We start from the raw sequence: 16,293 nt of genomic DNA on the forward strand, positions 1-16,293 counted from the left end.
GGCAGCGCTTGGCAGTGCCTATACCTTAGGTTTCCCTAAGATATAAGCGAGCGATAGCTAAAGCTCAGCATTAGAATAACCGAACTGGGTTCACTATATCGGCCACGATAACAAGCACTCCGACAATAGTCAGTAAACCTGCAAAAAATAAGGTGACCGGAATGAGTTTGGTGTAATCGGCTGGTCCGGCTGGGGCTAGGCCGCGGAGGGCGCGGAAGAAATCTCGCACTTTCTCGTAGAGCACCACAATAATATGTCCGCCATCGAGAGGCGGTAATGGTACGAGATTAAAAAATGCGAGGAAAAGATTAAGGCTGGCAAGCATCATAAAAAACATAGCCCATAAAGATCGCTCTACTAATTCGCCGCCTACTCTCGAAGCTCCCACCACACTAATAGGACCATCTTGAGCACGCTCTGCGCCAAAAATAGAGGCTACGACGCCGGGGATCTTCGCTGGGAACTGTGCAAGTCCGCGAGCGGTTTCCTTGACTGCGGTATTGGTGAAGGAGGCCGTGGCCGATACTGCTTCGATGGGGCCAAATCGCTTGATATAATCAAGCGGGGCGCTGCTAATTCCAATAGCTCCAACCGTCACGGATTCACCCGTGGTGGTAATCCTGCGAGCCGCGGCCACCTGCACCGTTATATCCTGCACCTCTCCAGCTCGTTCTATACTGAGCTCGATCACTTTACCCGGTTTGTCGAGAATATATTGTCGCAGCTCACCGAAATTTCCGAGGGGATTGCCGTTTGCGGCGATGATCTTATCACCTGGCTGAATCCCCGCCTCCCCCGCGGGCCCGAGGCCGGAACATTCACTGAGGGATCCATCCGCTCGCTGTATTTCAGCGACGCACCCAGTGCTCGCCACAGTGGCACGCACATCTGCACGTGGGTCGGGCAAGCCAGAAGATACAGCTATGCCATAGAGGATTGTGACGGCAATCAGGAGGTTCATCGCGATTCCTCCCATCATGACGATGACACGCTGCCACCACGGCCGATTACGCATCGCATAGGGGGCCTCCTCCGCGGTGACCTCGTCCTGATTGGTCATCCCAGCAATCTCGCAGAAACCACCGAGAGGGATCATCTTCAAGCCGTATTCTGTGTGCCCGCGATGCACGGAAAAGAGGGTGGGTCCGAATCCGATGAAATAGCGCCGCACCTTCATATGAAAAGACCGAGCCGCAAAATAGTGCCCCCACTCGTGCAAAGCGATTGTGAGTGCAATTCCTAGGGCGAACAGTATCACTCCTGCTATATAGCTCATCTAATTATCTTTCTCCGCAAAATTACCTAGTTATGGTCCTGAGGAATTGGTCCGTGCGCAGCCTCGCCTCTCGCTCAACGGCGAGGACCTCGTCGATTGTGGTGGCGGGTTCGGCAAAAGCTGGGGCTTGGGAGAGTATCTCATCCACGGTGTCGACGATCTGCGGGAATTTAATGGACCCTTTCAAATAGGCAGCAGCCGCTTGTTCATTGGCTGCGTTATACACTGCTGGATAGGTTCCACCTTCGCCAGCTGCTAGTCGAGCAAGACGCACGGCAGGAAATGCCTCATCATCGAGGGGCTCAAATTCCCACATATGCTGGTGGGAAAATTGGAGGGCTGGTTGAGCCTCCTTCACGCGGTGAGGCCAGTTGAGTGCCAGAGAAATAGGCAGTTTCATCGAAGGGGGCGAAGCCTGAGCAATAGTTGCCCCGTCGTGGAAGGTGATCATGGAATGCACTATAGATTGCGGGTGCACGGTGACTTCAATGAGATCCGGAGCGATATCGAAAAGCAAGGTGGCTTCGATTAGCTCTAGCCCCTTATTCACCATCGAAGCTGAATTTAGGGTATTCATCTGCCCCATGGACCACGTGGGATGATTGGCCGCCTGCTGAGGGCTGACATCCCACATTTGCTGTCGTGTCCAACCACGGAAGGGACCCCCTGAGGCCGTAAGTACGATGCGCGCTACTTCTTCGCGGTGTCCAGCTAGAAGACACTGTGCCATGGCGGAGTGTTCGGAGTCTACAGGGATGATCTGACCCGGCTCAGCTGCTGCTATGGCCAAACGTCCACCTGCGACAAGGGATTCTTTATTAGCCAAAGCCAAATAAGCACCGCTGGCTAGCGTGGCCATCGTTGCAGCCAAGCCCATGGAGCCTACCAGCGCGTTCAAAACGGTATCGGCGGGTACTGCCTCCACAAGTTCCTTCGCAGAATCGGATCCTTGGAGTACTGCTCCACCGAGAGCTTGAGAGACTACCGCGGCCGCTGCGGGGTCAGCGACAGCTATGTGATCGGGGGTCAAACCGAGAGCACGAGCCTGAGAGATGATAAGTTCTGGGTTGCGACCACCGGCAGCTATGCCACATACCGTGAATTTATCGGGGTTATCGGCGATCACCTCGAGGGCCTGGGTGCCGATCGAGCCCGTACTGCCCAAAATTAAAATTCGCTTGCTCATCTTTTCTATTGTTCCACTAATGTGCCCAACTGGAGAATAGTTGCCTGTAACTGGGTAAAATGCGGATCTCAATCCTATCGATAATAGCCACCATCCCCCTATAGTGGCTGTACTTTTGGTGGATGGATGTGATCGCACTAAGTGACGTCATCAGGATTCATGATGGCGCCACCAAGGCTTCGAGCACAATAAAGCGCGTATACGGTATGTGCTGGATCCTTCTGCAGCGCATGGGGTTTAGACCCACCTCGCATTTGCGGTACCGATATGCCAAAATGGTGACGTATAACCAGTATTATTAGTAGCGAAGTATCAGTAAGTAATATAAGGAGACTCGCGTGGCAGGTTCACACGAAATCACCCCGGAAGTTCATAATGGTGTGTCCACTTTGGATGAGCCTTCGGCTGCATGGGGGTGGCACCATCTAGGCCGCCACGCTGTCCAGCTATCTGGATGGACCACTGTATTTATCCTGTTGGCCTACAATTTTGGTAATCATACCGGACATGTAGAAACCTTTTATCTCTTTACTTTCGCGGCTCTTATTGCCGTCGGACTGCTGTGGCAGATCTTCGAGCCCCAGGGTAAACAAACGCGGACTCTCACCGCGCGCAATAAGCCCTTAGGCCATGAGGAACCAGACTGGGCCTATCTTCAAGCCACGGTCTCTGGCCCTTATGCTCAGCTGAAAGACTCTGAGTTGCGCGCTCTCAATATCGAGCCTTCGCGTGTGGCACACTTGCGTGCCCTCGACAACTAAGCGCTACGCATCTTAAAAAAAGGAACGGCCGATTTGGCCGTTCCTTTTTTATAATTCTACTGCGATGATTGGCTCAGTTCATCGGCGGCAAGCTGCCCACAGGCGGCGGCTATCTCCTGGCCCTTGGTATTGCGAACTGTGCACGTAACGCCCTGAGCGATAACACGGCGTACAAACTCTTCCTGGCGTTCTACAGGCGATGCGTCCCATTGAGACCCCGGGGTCGGATTGAGGGGAATGAGATTCACATGCGCCTTGGATCCGAGCGCCTTGTGTAATCGTTTGCCTAGAAGATCAGCGCGCCACCCTTGATCGTTGATATCTCTGATGAGTGCATATTCGATGGAAACGCGCCGTCCGGACCGATCCGCATAATAAGCGGCGGCGTCGAGGACCTCCTCTACCGCCCAACGGTTATTGACGGGGACTAAGCTATCGCGCAACTCGTCGTCGGGGGTATGCAGTGAAACGGCTAGTGTAACGGAGAGATCTTCGTCCGCTAACTTGCGAATCGCAGGTGCGAGACCCACCGTCGAGACGGTTACATTTCGCTGCGATATTCCAAAACCCTCGGGAACGGGTTGCGTAATTTGGCGCACTGCAGAAACCACACGCTTATAGTTCGCTAGCGGTTCTCCCATTCCCATAAATACGATATTGGAGAGGCGTCCACCCTCACTAGCCATCGTTGCGGCCGCGGCGCGCACCTGATCGACGATTTCTCCGGTGGATAAATTGCGATCCAGCCCTCCCTGCCCAGTCGCGCAGAACGGACATGCCATTCCACAGCCCGCCTGAGAGGAGATACACAAGGTTGCGCGTTGTGGATAGCGCATTAATACTGACTCCAGGAGAGTCCCGTCGTGCAGTCGCCATAAGGTTTTTTGGGTCTCCCCATCATCAGCCTCGACTACCCGCACCTGCCTCATCAACGGTGGAAAAAGCTTTTCCGCCACACGTTCACGATCCTTCGCAGGTAGATCGGTCATGGTGCGCGGGTCGGATTCGAGACGCCCGTAATAATGTTTGGCTAGCTGATTGATCCGAAACCTGGGCAGCCCCATCGCTTCGGCTGCAGCCTGACGCTCCGCGGTGTTTAAGTCAGCAAAGTGAGTAGGTGGCATGGATCGCCGTGGGGTGGAGAAATTGAGAGGAATTGCAGTAGCCATAGTCACTCCATCTTTTCATGTTTTGATGCAAAGGTCGATTAAGCACAGATTCTCGTTCTACCCAGCCGTGCCAGGCGTGCTCCAGATTCCATCTGCCGCCGCGAGCTCCAACACCGTTGCGATGGAGCTATCGGACGGTTATATTTTTCGTTCTAATGCTCACCCTGTATATAGCAGGCGCCGGTAACGATCACTCTGAACTTCCGCAAATATTTAGGGGCATTGCACGCGATGGTGATGGTATATATATCAGGGCTGCTAGTAGGCTGTGCGTCCAGGCGATATTTCCCTTAGTATGAGCCCTCTCCCTTCGATAGAGTCCATATCTTAAACTTTTAAAACTGACAGTTGCCACTTGGGTTGGGAGAACCTTGAGAAGGTCGCGGGCAATACCCCTTGGGGCCAGCTTTATACGATTGGGGGATTGTGGTGGTTTAGCTGTGAAAAATAGTTGCGTTGTTCCGCTGCTTAACGTTGAATTGATAATATGAATCAACTTAATCCCGAATCTCATCCCCTAGACGCCGATCCGGTCGTGGTCAACCCTGGCGATGCAAATCCCGCGACTTCAATCACCCCTGTTGCCCATGAAGGTGCAGCTGTGACGCCTGCCACCGCGGTCAACGAGGATAAAGCGAGCGCGACATCTTCCACATCCGAGGTAAAAAGCTCTATTGCCGGTGGCACATGGGTGGCCTTGATCCTAGGGGCGCTGCTTCTTATTGTTCTTTTGGTCTTCATCCTGCAAAATCAGCAACAAATTGAACTGGTCTTATTCGCTTGGAACTTTACGTTCCCAGCTGGGGTTGGCTTCCTTCTCGCAGCTATTGCAGGCGCACTTATTATGGCTTTGGTCGGCGGTGTACGCATTCTACAATTGCGCAGTCAAGTGAAGAAAGCTGCTCACCACATCTAGTTCTTCGCTTTAAAAAAGATCGAAAAAACCGTAGCTCCCTCGGCGCTACGGTTTTCTCATTTGATATTTAGCTTGCAATAAAACTCAAGACTAACCACGTCACCATGGCTGCGGGCAGCATGCCGTCAAAGCGATCCATGACGCCACCATGGCCAGGGAGCAAGTCCGACATATCCTTAATTCCTAATTCGCGCTTAAATTGGGATTCAACGAGATCACCCAGAGTGGCACAAATAACAAGACCAATCCCCAGAGCTATCCCCCAGAACCATTCGTAGCCGAGGAGAAAGTGCACACTCATGGCTCCAGTAGCTACCCCAAAAATTACGGAGCCTGCAAAGCCCTCCCAGCTCTTTTTGGGGCTAACGGCCGGAGCCATGGGGTGAGAGCCGATGAGCACCCCGACGATATATCCACCCGTGTCGGAGGCAATCACGCACAGCGCGAAGGTAGCAATAAACATCGTCCCGCTTATTCCGCCGTCGCCCTCAAGCAAAGACATCATCGCAGCAAAGCTACCAAATAACGGGACCCACGTAAGGACAAAGATTCCCATAGCGGTATCACGCAAATAGTTTTGTGGCGGGGCGTGGCGTCCGTGGTGGAAGAGTCTAGAGAACATTAGTAATAACACGGCCGTGACAAATCCGGAGACTAACCCCTTGGGGCCAAAGAAGAGACTGAGCCACAGCATCAGTTGGCCCCCAATTTGCAGCCACCAGCGTTGGACGATATAGCCCTTTTCATTCAACCGCGACATCACTTCCCACATAGCAATGGAGATGGCGATGGAGACGAAGAGGTACCAACCATGAGGTCCCGAGAACATTGCGAGGGCAGCGAGCACAAAGAGGGCGACTCCAATCAGAATCGCTTGTTTGAGATCGCGCCCCGCAGAATTCCTAGGCCTAGGTAAGCGGCGAGGTGTGGACGGCATTAATCATTTCCTTCAATCACGCACGCGCCATAGATCCTCAGAGAATATGAGAGGATCAGAAGGCTTGTGCGGGCCGAGCCGTTTTCCTCATATCGATAACGGCCGAATTCGGGGTCGGTGATATGTGGATTAAACTTCCATGAGTTCGGATTCTTTTTTGCCTACTACTTCATCAACAGCGGCAACATATTTAGCTGTGAGCTTATCAAGTTCCTTTTCGGCAGAGTTGACTTCGTCCTCACCGGCGTCGCCGTCTTTTTGGATCTTCTTAAACTGATCCATCCCCTTGCGACGAATATTACGGATGGCAATCTTGCCATCCTCGCCTTTGGATTTAGCTAATTTAACCATATCCTTGCGACGCTCTTCGGTGAGCTGTGGGATGGTCACTCGCAGCACTTGTCCGTCGTTGGTCGGATTAACACCAAGATCGGAGTTGCGGATCGCATTCTCTATTTCGCCCATCATGGACATTTCATAAGGCTTGATCAGGAGCATTCTTGCTTCTGGCACCGAAATGGTCGACATTTGAGTGATCGGAGTGGGCACACCGTAGTAGTCTGCGATGACTCCATTGAACATGGCGGGATTAGCGCGACCGGTTCGAATGGTCACCAAATCCTCTCGGGTGTGCTCGACGGAGTTGCTCATGCGTTCTTCGCACTCGAGGAGAATATCGTCTAACATTTTTCCTTCTTCTATGTGTTGGTAATGGTATGCGTTATGGGGGAAATTCTTTTCTCCCATAACAATCTTTTGGGTACTGTGGCCCGACCGGGTGCAATGGTCGATGCCGACTTTTAAATCTAGCTACTGGTTGAGAGTCTGAGCCCAGGGCCTAGGATTTCACCAAGGTTCCAATTTTCTCGCCAGCAATAGCACGGGCAATATTGCCTTCGGTGAGGAGATTGAAGACGAGGATCGGCATATTATTGTCCATGCAGAGGGAGAAGGCGGTAGTATCGGCTACTTTGAGGCTCTTTTCTAGTACCTCACGAGGGGTTATAGACTCATACAGCACAGCGTTAGGATTCTGGCGGGGATCATCAGAATAGACCCCATCCACGCCCTTAGCCATCAGGAGCACCTCGCAGTCGATCTCGAGTGCGCGCTGTGCAGCTGTGGTATCCGTTGAGAAATAGGGCATACCCATCCCCGCCCCGAAGATAACCACTCGCCCTTTTTCCAGATGGCGCTTGGCACGCAGGGGCAGGTACGGTTCCGCTATTTGAGCCATATTGATGGACGTTTGTACGCGGCATTCAATACCTTCTCGTTCCAGAAAATCTTGCAGTGCGAGACAGTTCATGACGGTCCCCAGCATTCCCATATAATCGGAGCGATTACGGTCGAGGCCTCGCTGCTGTAATTGGGCGCCCCGGAAAAAATTGCCGCCGCCAATGACTACTGCGATTTGTGCTCCGGAGCGGGCAACCCCAGCGATTTGACGTGCCACATTGGAAACAACGTCTGGATCGATACCCACTGCTCCCCCGCCGAACATTTCACCACCCAGCTTAAGCATGACCCGCTTATAGCCAGTACGAGGTTCCTCAAATTCAGTTATTGTCATAGTCCACAGCGCCTTTCCTCATATTCAACGATCGCGGTTATCCTGCACTTCTCTTTAAGAGGGAAGACAAACCGCTTTGTGGAGTTCATCTCGTCCTCGCCACCAATTGACCGCGGTGAGGATGAGACAGCAGTCTCAAATTCTTTATTTTACCTTATCCCTGATAAAACCTTGGTTCCCTCGAGGACACAATCGTTCCTATGGACCCCTCACCTACCCAACCGATATAGCTGTATCAGGCGGTAAAAAGCGACTTCGCTCCCTCTATCTCCGTGCGGAGGGGAGGAAGCGAAGTCGCAGATTGGTCAGTGAATTACTTTTAGTGCTGGCCAACCTCGAAGCGGGCAAAAGCGGTAATGGTAACGCCAGCGGCGTCCATCAGTGCCTTGACAGTCTTCTTGCTATCCGCAACAGAAGGCTGCTCGAGAAGAACGACGTCCTTGTAGAAGCCGCCAAGACGGCCTTCTACAATTTTGGCGATTGCAGCCTCTGGCTTACCTTCGGCGCGAGTGATCTCTTCAGCGACGTGGCGCTCCTTATCCAAAACATCTTCTGGGATATCTTCGCGAGTTAGGTACTGAGCCTTGAGTGCAGCAATTTGCATCGCGGCGGAGTGAGCAGCCTCTTCAGCGGCCTCTCCTTCACCGGTGTAGGCAACCATGACACCGACTGATGGTGGCAGGTCAGCGGAACGGTGGTGCAGATAAACGGAAACTTTCTCACCGGCGAGGGTAACGGCGCGGCGGAGTTCGAGCTTCTCGCCGATTTTTGCCGAGAGTTCCAGGATTGCCTCACCAGCAGTCTTATCACCGAGAGGTGCAGCAGCCAGCTCCTCGGGGGTATTAGCATTCACGCGAGCAGCGGCATCGGCAACACTCTGGCCAAATTCTTTGAATTCAGCGTTCTTTGCCACGAAGTCGGTCTCGGCGTTAACCTCAACCATTGTATTGCCAGAGACCGCGATGAGACCTTCGGATGCGTTGCGCTCTGCACGCTTTCCGACATCTTTAGCGCCTTTAATGCGCAGAATTTCGACGGCCTTCTCAAAGTCACCGTCGGTTTCAGCCAACGCATTCTTGCAGGCCAGCATGCCGGATCCGGTGATTTCGCGCAGCTTCTTTACGTCTGCAGCGGTGTAGTTCGCCATAGGGGGCGATCCTCCTCAGTTGTTGGAATTTTTACTAATATCTCTGTGCCTAGAGTACTCATCATGGAGCAGACTCGCACTGAAATACGATGTATTTGTTTGTGATTCTTTCTCTGTTCCGCGTTTTAAGCGAAAGGAAAAGAATGAGCGCCCCACCAATATATATAGCCGCCAAAGTTTTCGTGGCTGAACCGGTGAGGCGCTGCATCTATAGTCTCGTTATCCCCTCGCAGCTTGGCTGTTATCGAGTAGGAGCTCGGAGGCTTGATGGTGGGAAGTACTTATTTGGCTTCAGCTTCCTGCTGCGCCTCTTTAGCTTCCTCAGCAACCTCGGCAGGGGCCTCCACCTTAGCGGCTACCTCTACCTTGTCCTCCTTCTCGCCAGCTGCGTCTTTAGCAGCTGCCAGAGCGCGCTCTTCGCGGGCTTTCTTGCCTTCAATAACGGCGTGAGAAATGACCCGGGTCAAAACTGCAATGGAACGGATAGCATCGTCGTTGCCAGGAACTGGGAAGTTCACAACGTCAGGGTCACAGTTGGTGTCAAGAATGGCAACCACTGGAATATTGAGCTTATGTGCCTCGGCTACGGCAATATGCTCCTTGTTGGTGTCAACTACCCACAAGGCGGAAGGAACTTTGGTCATATCGGCAATGCCACCAAGTACGCGCTCAAGCTTGGTCCGCTCACGGGTGAGCATGAGGACTTCCTTCTTCGTGCGGCCTTCGTAGCCGTTCTCAGCGGCATCCATGGCCTGCAATTCCTTCATGCGGTGCAGACGCTTGGAAACAGTCTGGAAGTTGGTGAGCATGCCACCCAACCAGCGGTGGTTCACATAGGGCATCCCAACGCGCTCGGCTTCGTTAGCAATGGGCTCTTGAGCCTGCTTTTTGGTTCCAACGTAGAGGATGGTGCCGCCGTGAGCGACGGTCTCTTTGACGAACTCATAAGCCTCATCGATGAACGTCAGGGTTTGCTGTAAGTCGATGATATAGATGCCATTGCGCTCGGTGAAGATAAAGCGACGCATCTTTGGGTTCCAACGACGAGTCTGGTGGCCGAAGTGCACACCAGAATCGAGAAGCTCGCGCATGGATACAACTGCCATGGTGCTTCCTTTCTCTAGTAATTTTGGTTATATATCACTGGGCTTTCCCCAGTTCCTAGCAGCCAGCACCGACAGTAACACCGTTACACCCTGAAATATTAGGATTCACGGACCATGTCACTGATCACCGGCGTATTCCTGGCACATCCCCACACAAAGTGCGTTTGATACGACTGGAATACACGTGACTGCGCGAAATTTAAGCACGTGAATGCTAGGACATATCCAAGACGTATCCAAAGCACACACTGCCGTTGGTGAATTCTAGCGGAGCTAAGTAAGCTAATCAAGTCGAAAACCCGCCATATAGTCGGTCGACTTAATCTTTTTGAAAGGACACAGTTATCCACATTTGTGGCTCACAGCAGTTACCAGCACAGGCGCAGAGGCGGCCGTAGTGGTGCACTGTCATTATGGCTATGCTCACAAACATCAAATTGATCGTCATAATATCGGCGGGATTGAGTGTTCTCTCTATCGACGGCGTCGTCGCCGCGACTCCGAATGAACTCTATTCATCTAGCCAAGCGGCGTTCATAGACCCGATCACTGGCACTTCAACCGTCTCCTTTGTCATCCACGGCTTCGATGATCTCGAACACAACTGGCACGCTGGGCACCGCGGGGTGGATCTTCGCGCCAGTCGCGGAGCACCGGTTGTAGCTGCCGGTGAGGGGGAGGTGTATTTTTCGGGCTCAGTTGCCGGAGTGCCGTCAATCTCTATCCAGCATCCGAACGGGGTACGCACCACCTATACGCCTGTCGACAGTACCCTCTCTAACGGAGATCCGGTGTATAAAGGTCAGGTCCTAGGAACCTTAGGAAATTCGGGGCGAGACCATGACGGATTGCACTGGGGTGCCAAAATAGCCTCCGATCGCTATATTGATCCACTTTCTCTTCTTGCGGATATAGATATCCGCCTCAAACCATGGAATCACATGAAAATCTGAAATCCACCGTCGACCCGTACAACATCAATACCCTCGTGACTACTAGGCTCGGGGATGCGATTGCTTGTAGGCCTCATAGAGCCGTTGGGAAGAGACATGGGTATAGATTTGCGTTGTGTTTAACGATGAATGACCTAAGAGTTCCTGCACCATTCGCAGGTCTGCACCACCGTCCAACATATGGGTGGCTGCACTATGGCGGACAGCGTGTGGCCCTAGCCCCGCGATGCGCAATTCCAGCCCGGCGCGCTCAACTAACCGCCGTACCACACGCGGATTAATACGTGCGCCTCTGGAACCGAGGAAAAAGGCGGGAGTGGATTCTTTGATTAACTCTGCTCGGGCTTGATCGCGGTAGGTAATAAGGCTTGTTCGGCACGGGTCTCCGAAGGGAACGACGCGCTGCTTATTGCCCTTGCCGGTGACTGTAACGACCATTCTGGTGAAGTCGAAGTCTCCCAAGTCGATACCGCAGAGTTCGGATACGCGGATTCCCGTGGCATAAAAAAGTTCCAAGATTGCGTGATCGCGCAGGTACTCCGGCTCGCGGGTGGCTGCGGAGGCTGTCATGAGTTGATTAATCTTAGGTGCGGGTACGACGTGGGGGAGATTGCGCGCCGGGGTGGGGCTTTGCAGGCGTTGGGCAATATCGCCTTGGATATAACCTTTTTTAAAAGCCCAGGTAGAAAAACTACGGATTGCAGCGATTCGTCTTGCCATGGTGGCCCGGGATTTTCCAGATTCAACCGCACCCGCAAGCCATGCCCGTAAATTTTTGAGACTGAAGTCCGTGAAGTTGCGGTAGGTGGCTGCAAAATCGCGCAGATCGGCGCGGTAACCTCTTACGGTCGCCGGTGAACGCCCCACCACAACTTCGAGGTGGGTGAGATAATCTGCTATTGCGGTCTCGAGTTGGCCGTATTCATTATCTGAACCCGTCATATCTCTAGCGTAGGCGGATGTGAGCCTAAAGGTCTAGAGCACCGTTAGCTTTCGCCGCGAATCCAATAATTGCGCTTCCGGCTCACCATATTTTTCCCGTGCAATTCAATAAGGAGGTGCATGGTTAATCCCACGGGTAGTCCTGCACGTTCGGCTATATCAGTTGCGCTTAATGGCTGCGCATGTGTGGAATCGTAGACCCGCAATTCGTTCCGAGAAAGTCTTTGGACCGCTGTGGGTGCAAAATCGAGCTCGTATTGTGCTTCGGGGTCGACGGTACCCAGAGGTTGTACGAGTTCTCTGACCTCGTTCGGGGATCGAACCATCTGCGCTTCACCTGTTTTTATTTTCTCCAAGCACCCAAAGGAATTGATATCCGTGATAGGGCCTGGAACTGCCATGGGCTGGCGGCCGAGACTTGCCGCCCACTGCAGGGTATTGAGAGCCCCGGAACGCCATGCGGCTTGAGTGACAACGGTTCCTTGCCCAAGAACTGCCGCGAGCCGGTTGCGCGTGAGGAAGCGGTGCCGATACGGCGGCGCATCTGGAGGGTATTCGCTGATGAGTGCCCCACCAGGGGATTTCGCTATGGACCGAAACAGTGCCCTATTTGCCGCTGGATAGCTTCGATTGATTCCGCATGCCTGAACGACCACGGTCGCTCCACCCGCGTTGAGAGCTGTAGCGTGTGCGATGGTGTCCACGCCGAGTGCTCCCCCGGAAATAATGGTCCATTGGTGTTTGACGAGCCCTGCAACCATGAGTTCAGTGACATCGCGTCCGTATGCGGAAACAGCGCGAGTTCCTACCACTGTCAGTGATTGAGCGGTTAGAGCACGAATATTTGCCCCCTTGACCCACAGTGCATGGGGCCTCGCTGCGTCAGGTTGCTGACCTTTTGGGGACTGGCTCATGCCACGCTCAGCGAACCCGAAGCCCGAATCAAAAAGCTCACCTGGCCATTCCTTGTCCTCGGGTGTTATTAATCTAGCGCCGCAGTCATGGGCTTTGTCTAGGTCCTCTTTCGCCCGATCAATATGATAGCGAGCGGCCGTTGCAGCCGCTAAGGAGCCGATCCACGGAGCCCGCTTTTTGACTCCACACGCAATCTCCTCAATATCATGGCCTTGATCGATCAGGGCTTGGAGATGCCGGCTGGGACCTTCGATGACGCGCGATAGATAGGCCCACGCTTCGATTCTTGAGTCAGATATTGGCATAAGATCTCTCCGATCCGCGCAGTTTACTGGCACGCGCGATATGATCTACCCCAGGCTGGGGCGCACCTTCGAGGTCGGCGAGGGTCCAAGCGATTTTTAAGATTCGATCAACTCCTCGTTGTGTGATGAGTCCGCGGGCTAGAAAACTACTCATCATCGCCATGGCTTCGTCATCTGCGGGGTGGTTTCGGCGCACTACCGCTGGCTCCAATGTGGCATTGATCATTGGGCCGAAGCCCGCTTTTTCCCAACGATAACGCGCTCGACTTCGTGCTTGGCTCACCCGTTGGGCAATATTGGCAGAAGACTCGACAGTAGTCGCTGGGGTGACGGTTCCGCGGCTATGAGTCTTGGCATAGATATCGATCCGATCCCGCAGCGGTCCAGAAATATTAGCCAGGTACTTGGCCCGCGTAGTGGCGGAGCAGGTACATTCACTAACTTCATGTGCTGCACAGCGGCACAGGTTGGCGGCCATAATGAGCAGAAACTGTGCTGGTAATTCGATGATGCGGTGGCGGCGCTGCAAGCGCACGCATCCTTGTTCAAGGGGGACGCGAAGATGATCGAGCACCCTAGCGGGGATCTCCGAAACCTCATCGAGGAAGAGGACTCCGTGATGTGCCAGCGATGCCGCACCGGGCTTAGGGTGCCCATGTCCTCCTCCGATGAGTGCCGCCGCGCTCACGCTGTGATGTGGGGCTACGAAGGGGGCACGATATGCCTCATGGCTCATTCGCTGCCCTGCACGAGCATAGATCGCTGCGGTTTCAATGGCTTCCGCTTGATTCAAAGGGGGAAGAATGGTGGGGATTCGCTCGGCGATCATGGATTTTCCACTTCCCCTAGGCCCGGTTAAAAAGAGTGAGTGACCGCCAGCAGCCGCAATTTCGGCTGCCTCTTTCGCTACTGATTGATCCATGATCTGGTTCATATCAACGACACCCTGTGGTGGTGTCTGTGGGTTGGGGCAACTCGATACGGTTGGGAGGACTATATCCCCTCGTAGCCAAGCCACGATATCGCCGACAGTCTTCGCCGCCCTGATCTCAACGCCGATACCGGCGGCTACTTGAGCTTCTTCGATATTGGCATGAGGAATGATCGCTGTTGGTATTTTATTACGATGAGCGCACAGTATTCCAGGTAAGGTCCCACGAACCCCGCGGAGGCGACCATCTAAACCGATTTCTCCCACAATCAAGGTGCGAGCGGCGCGCCTATGAAGATCTGTGTCTCCCGATTGCGCAACTAAGATGGCGGTGGCTATAGCGGCATCGAAGTGGTTGCCCGTTTTGCTGATATCCCCGGGCAGGAGGTTCACCGTGATCTTAGTCTTCGGCCAAGGAAGGTTGCGATTGTGGGCGGCTGTTTTTATGCGATCTTTAGCCTCGATAACTGCGGCCGACGCCATCCCTACGATATAGGTTCCAGGCAGACCCGGCCCTATATTTGCTTCCACTTCTACGGGTATGGAGTTGATCCCATCAAAGGCTACTGAATAAGTTTTAGCGAGCACCCGAGTCCACCCCTCGATACCAGGTGATCTCAGCGAAGCGACCATCGCGTGTGACCACAGTGATAACGTCAAATCGCATGGGCAGGAAAATTCGCGTTTTCGCCCATAAAATCGCGGTGGCCCGCATCCGCCGTAGTTTCTTCTGATCTACTGCTTCAGCGGCTCCATAGGTGTAGGAGCTTCGAGTTTTCACTTCTACCACCACACGTATGCGGTGGAGGGGATCGTAGGCGATAATATCGATCTCTCCGCATGGATAGGCGATATTGCGACCAAGGATCTTAAGACCTCGCCGCCGCAGAAAATCGACGGCTGCGTTCTCGCCGACGGTGGCGAGTATTGGAGGTGGCAGTTGCTGAGTTGAAGAAGATAAAGAGGTTATAGACATTGGGGTGCTCTTCTCTAGCAAGGCATAAAACTTAAAGTGATTGGACGCAGATTTTTCTGCGCTCACTTCTTAGCGTTGACGAGAACGGGCACCGTGGCAAAGGTAAAATATGCTGGCAAACAGATTCTGTGGGATTCTGCTTAAAGGGTCCATATGGACCATAGCTATCATTGGTCTAAATGGACCCGTAAAAGATCGAGTTGCGTTGCCTCTAGTCAGGGATGACTAACTCAGGTTTATCTAGTTCTTCAATATTGACATCTTTGTACGTTATAACTCTCACGTAGCGAACAAAGCGTGCGGCTCGGTACATATCCCACACCCAGGCGTCGGACATCCGAACTTCATAGTAAACATCAGCGCCGTTGGTATGCGGGATGAGCTCCACCGCATTAGCAAGATAAAAGCGCCGATCAGTTTCTATCACATAGGAGAATTGACTAACCACATCCCGATACTCGCGGTATAGGGCTAGTTCGACATCAGCCTCATAATTCTCTAGATCTTCAGCGCTCATCAATCTGTTCCTCCCTTTGATGTGGGAAATTTTCTTGTGCCAGCCACTGCTTATGCGCTGCGGCTATATTTGCATAACTATAACGATGAATAGGGCTGGCTCCATGGAGGCGCACCGCGTGGATATGCTCACGGGTGCCATACCCTTTATGTCGGGCGAAATTATAGACAGGGTATTTCTCATGGAATTCCTCCATCACCGTATCCCGCGCGTATTTAGCCAGAACCGACGCGGCTGCAATGCACCGCGCTTGGCTATCGCCGCCGATAATCGGCAAGGAGGGCGCGGAAAAACCTTCAATGCGCAGGGCATCAGTCAGAATATAGTGCGGGCTTAGTTTTAATTGAGCCACCGCTCGACGCATACCAGAAGTATTCGCATTCTGAATTCCGCGGATATCAATTTCTGGGGCGCTGATATGAACAATTGCGCTTGCGAGTGCGTAGCGGAGGATCAGTGGGTATAACTGGGCTCTTTTTACCGGTGTGAGTTTTTTGGAATCGGTTAATTCCGCGAGTTCGGCAATGGGATGAGAGGGTAATATGCACGCGGCGATTGTAATAGGGCCAGCGCAACTCCCCCGCCCTGCTTCGTCGACCCCCGCAACGGGCCCTAGACCTGCTTTGTCTAGGGCGACTTCGAAGGTGCGAAGATATTTCAGGGTGCGCATGGATAATATGGTT

Annotated in this window: 17 protein-coding genes; 3 read left to right on the forward strand and 14 right to left on the reverse strand. The window is 53.2% G+C overall.

What is annotated here, in order from left to right; all coding sequences use genetic code 11:
* Window positions 1–70: 70 nt before the first annotated feature.
* Window positions 71–1,276, reverse strand: coding sequence for an RIP metalloprotease (locus tag NXS13_RS01620; protein ID WP_259157669.1), 1,206 nt, complete (start codon window positions 1,274–1,276; stop codon window positions 71–73).
* 22 nt (window positions 1,277–1,298) lie between these two features.
* Window positions 1,299–2,462, reverse strand: a complete 1,164-nt coding sequence (dxr, locus tag NXS13_RS01625) for a 1-deoxy-D-xylulose-5-phosphate reductoisomerase (RefSeq protein ID WP_396124886.1) — start codon at window positions 2,460–2,462, stop codon at window positions 1,299–1,301.
* 338 nt (window positions 2,463–2,800) lie between these two features.
* Here dxr and NXS13_RS01630 point away from each other — a divergent pair, with 338 nt between their 5' ends.
* Window positions 2,801–3,223: a DUF2631 domain-containing protein gene (locus tag NXS13_RS01630; protein ID WP_259076300.1), complete on the forward strand. Its 423-nt coding sequence runs from the start codon at window positions 2,801–2,803 to the stop codon at window positions 3,221–3,223.
* Between the two features lie 56 nt (window positions 3,224–3,279).
* Here the strand turns inward: NXS13_RS01630 and rlmN are convergent, their stop codons facing one another.
* Window positions 3,280–4,392, reverse strand: a complete 1,113-nt coding sequence (gene rlmN, locus NXS13_RS01635) for a 23S rRNA (adenine(2503)-C(2))-methyltransferase RlmN (RefSeq protein WP_259076299.1) — start codon at window positions 4,390–4,392, stop codon at window positions 3,280–3,282.
* A 487-nt stretch (window positions 4,393–4,879) separates the two neighbouring features.
* On the opposite strand from rlmN, the gene NXS13_RS01640 reads away from it, so the two are divergent.
* Entirely contained in the window at window positions 4,880–5,308 is a 429-nt protein-coding gene (locus NXS13_RS01640) for a lipopolysaccharide assembly LapA domain-containing protein (RefSeq protein ID WP_259289258.1), read from the forward strand.
* Window positions 5,309–5,375: 67 nt separating this feature from the next.
* Here the strand turns inward: NXS13_RS01640 and NXS13_RS01645 are convergent, their stop codons facing one another.
* The 5 genes from NXS13_RS01645 to rpsB all read right to left on the reverse strand — a co-directional run bounded on the left by NXS13_RS01645 (window position 5,376) and on the right by rpsB (window position 10,071).
* Window positions 5,376–6,245: a phosphatidate cytidylyltransferase gene (locus NXS13_RS01645; RefSeq protein ID WP_259076297.1), complete on the reverse strand. Its 870-nt coding sequence runs from the start codon at window positions 6,243–6,245 to the stop codon at window positions 5,376–5,378.
* A 129-nt stretch (window positions 6,246–6,374) separates the two neighbouring features.
* Window positions 6,375–6,932: a ribosome recycling factor gene (gene frr, locus NXS13_RS01650; protein ID WP_259076296.1), complete on the reverse strand. Its 558-nt coding sequence runs from the start codon at window positions 6,930–6,932 to the stop codon at window positions 6,375–6,377.
* A 151-nt stretch (window positions 6,933–7,083) separates the two neighbouring features.
* Window positions 7,084–7,818 (reverse strand): UMP kinase, encoded by a 735-nt coding sequence (gene pyrH / locus NXS13_RS01655; protein WP_259076295.1) that lies wholly within the window; start codon window positions 7,816–7,818, stop codon window positions 7,084–7,086.
* Window positions 7,819–8,137: 319 nt separating this feature from the next.
* Window positions 8,138–8,965, reverse strand: coding sequence for a translation elongation factor Ts (gene tsf / locus NXS13_RS01660; RefSeq protein WP_259076294.1), 828 nt, complete (start codon window positions 8,963–8,965; stop codon window positions 8,138–8,140).
* Window positions 8,966–9,246: 281 nt separating this feature from the next.
* Complete coding sequence (gene rpsB, locus NXS13_RS01665) at window positions 9,247–10,071, reverse strand: 30S ribosomal protein S2 (RefSeq protein ID WP_259076293.1); 825 nt, start codon at window positions 10,069–10,071, stop codon at window positions 9,247–9,249.
* A gap of 413 nt (window positions 10,072–10,484) precedes the next feature.
* Between rpsB and NXS13_RS01670 the strand changes: the two genes are divergently transcribed.
* A complete protein-coding gene (locus tag NXS13_RS01670) occupies window positions 10,485–11,024 on the forward strand; it encodes a M23 family metallopeptidase (protein ID WP_259076292.1) in 540 nt (179 codons plus the stop codon).
* Window positions 11,025–11,066: 42 nt separating this feature from the next.
* On the opposite strand, the gene NXS13_RS01675 is transcribed toward NXS13_RS01670, so the two are convergent.
* The 6 genes from NXS13_RS01675 to NXS13_RS01700 all read right to left on the reverse strand — a co-directional run bounded on the left by NXS13_RS01675 (window position 11,067) and on the right by NXS13_RS01700 (window position 16,280).
* Window positions 11,067–11,966 carry a tyrosine recombinase XerC gene (locus tag NXS13_RS01675; protein ID WP_259289259.1) on the reverse strand — a complete coding sequence of 300 codons (900 nt, stop codon included), beginning with the start codon at window positions 11,964–11,966 and terminating at the stop codon, window positions 11,067–11,069.
* Between the two features lie 44 nt (window positions 11,967–12,010).
* Window positions 12,011–13,186: a DNA-processing protein DprA gene (locus NXS13_RS01680; RefSeq protein ID WP_259076290.1), complete on the reverse strand. Its 1,176-nt coding sequence runs from the start codon at window positions 13,184–13,186 to the stop codon at window positions 12,011–12,013.
* Window positions 13,173–14,705 carry a YifB family Mg chelatase-like AAA ATPase gene (locus NXS13_RS01685; RefSeq protein ID WP_259076289.1) on the reverse strand — a complete coding sequence of 511 codons (1,533 nt, stop codon included), beginning with the start codon at window positions 14,703–14,705 and terminating at the stop codon, window positions 13,173–13,175. The genes NXS13_RS01680 and NXS13_RS01685 overlap by 14 nt, the downstream gene beginning before the upstream one ends.
* Entirely contained in the window at window positions 14,695–15,093 is a 399-nt protein-coding gene (locus NXS13_RS01690; RefSeq protein WP_259076288.1) for a YraN family protein, read from the reverse strand. The genes NXS13_RS01685 and NXS13_RS01690 overlap by 11 nt, the downstream gene beginning before the upstream one ends.
* 211 nt (window positions 15,094–15,304) lie before the next feature.
* Window positions 15,305–15,610 (reverse strand): DUF2469 domain-containing protein, encoded by a 306-nt coding sequence (locus tag NXS13_RS01695; protein ID WP_259076287.1) that lies wholly within the window; start codon window positions 15,608–15,610, stop codon window positions 15,305–15,307.
* Entirely contained in the window at window positions 15,600–16,280 is a 681-nt protein-coding gene (locus tag NXS13_RS01700) for a ribonuclease HII (protein WP_259289260.1), read from the reverse strand. The genes NXS13_RS01695 and NXS13_RS01700 overlap by 11 nt, the downstream gene beginning before the upstream one ends.
* Window positions 16,281–16,293 lie beyond the last annotated feature (13 nt).

It is taken from the genome of Corynebacterium sp. ES2730-CONJ (assembly GCF_024834055.1).
GTDB lineage: Bacteria > Actinomycetota > Actinomycetes > Mycobacteriales > Mycobacteriaceae > Corynebacterium.

Coding starts and splice junctions, on each gene's coding strand:
- NXS13_RS01620 (WP_259157669.1), bottom strand. CDS start 1,276: ATGAGCTATATAGCAGGAGTGATACTGTTCGCCCTAGGAATTGCACTC.
- dxr (WP_396124886.1), bottom strand. CDS start 2,462: ATGAGCAAGCGAATTTTAATTTTGGGCAGTACGGGCTCGATCGGCACC.
- rlmN (WP_259076299.1), bottom strand. CDS start 4,392: ATGGCTACTGCAATTCCTCTCAATTTCTCCACCCCACGGCGATCCATG.
- NXS13_RS01640 (WP_259289258.1), top strand. CDS start 4,880: ATGAATCAACTTAATCCCGAATCTCATCCCCTAGACGCCGATCCGGTC.
- NXS13_RS01645 (WP_259076297.1), bottom strand. CDS start 6,245: ATGCCGTCCACACCTCGCCGCTTACCTAGGCCTAGGAATTCTGCGGGG.
- frr (WP_259076296.1), bottom strand. CDS start 6,932: ATGTTAGACGATATTCTCCTCGAGTGCGAAGAACGCATGAGCAACTCC.
- pyrH (WP_259076295.1), bottom strand. CDS start 7,818: ATGACAATAACTGAATTTGAGGAACCTCGTACTGGCTATAAGCGGGTC.
- tsf (WP_259076294.1), bottom strand. CDS start 8,965: ATGGCGAACTACACCGCTGCAGACGTAAAGAAGCTGCGCGAAATCACC.
- rpsB (WP_259076293.1), bottom strand. CDS start 10,071: ATGGCAGTTGTATCCATGCGCGAGCTTCTCGATTCTGGTGTGCACTTC.
- NXS13_RS01670 (WP_259076292.1), top strand. CDS start 10,485: ATGGCTATGCTCACAAACATCAAATTGATCGTCATAATATCGGCGGGA.
- NXS13_RS01675 (WP_259289259.1), bottom strand. CDS start 11,966: ATGACGGGTTCAGATAATGAATACGGCCAACTCGAGACCGCAATAGCA.
- NXS13_RS01680 (WP_259076290.1), bottom strand. CDS start 13,186: ATGCCAATATCTGACTCAAGAATCGAAGCGTGGGCCTATCTATCGCGC.
- NXS13_RS01690 (WP_259076288.1), bottom strand. CDS start 15,093: ATGTCTATAACCTCTTTATCTTCTTCAACTCAGCAACTGCCACCTCCA.
- NXS13_RS01695 (WP_259076287.1), bottom strand. CDS start 15,610: ATGAGCGCTGAAGATCTAGAGAATTATGAGGCTGATGTCGAACTAGCC.
- NXS13_RS01700 (WP_259289260.1), bottom strand. CDS start 16,280: ATGCGCACCCTGAAATATCTTCGCACCTTCGAAGTCGCCCTAGACAAA.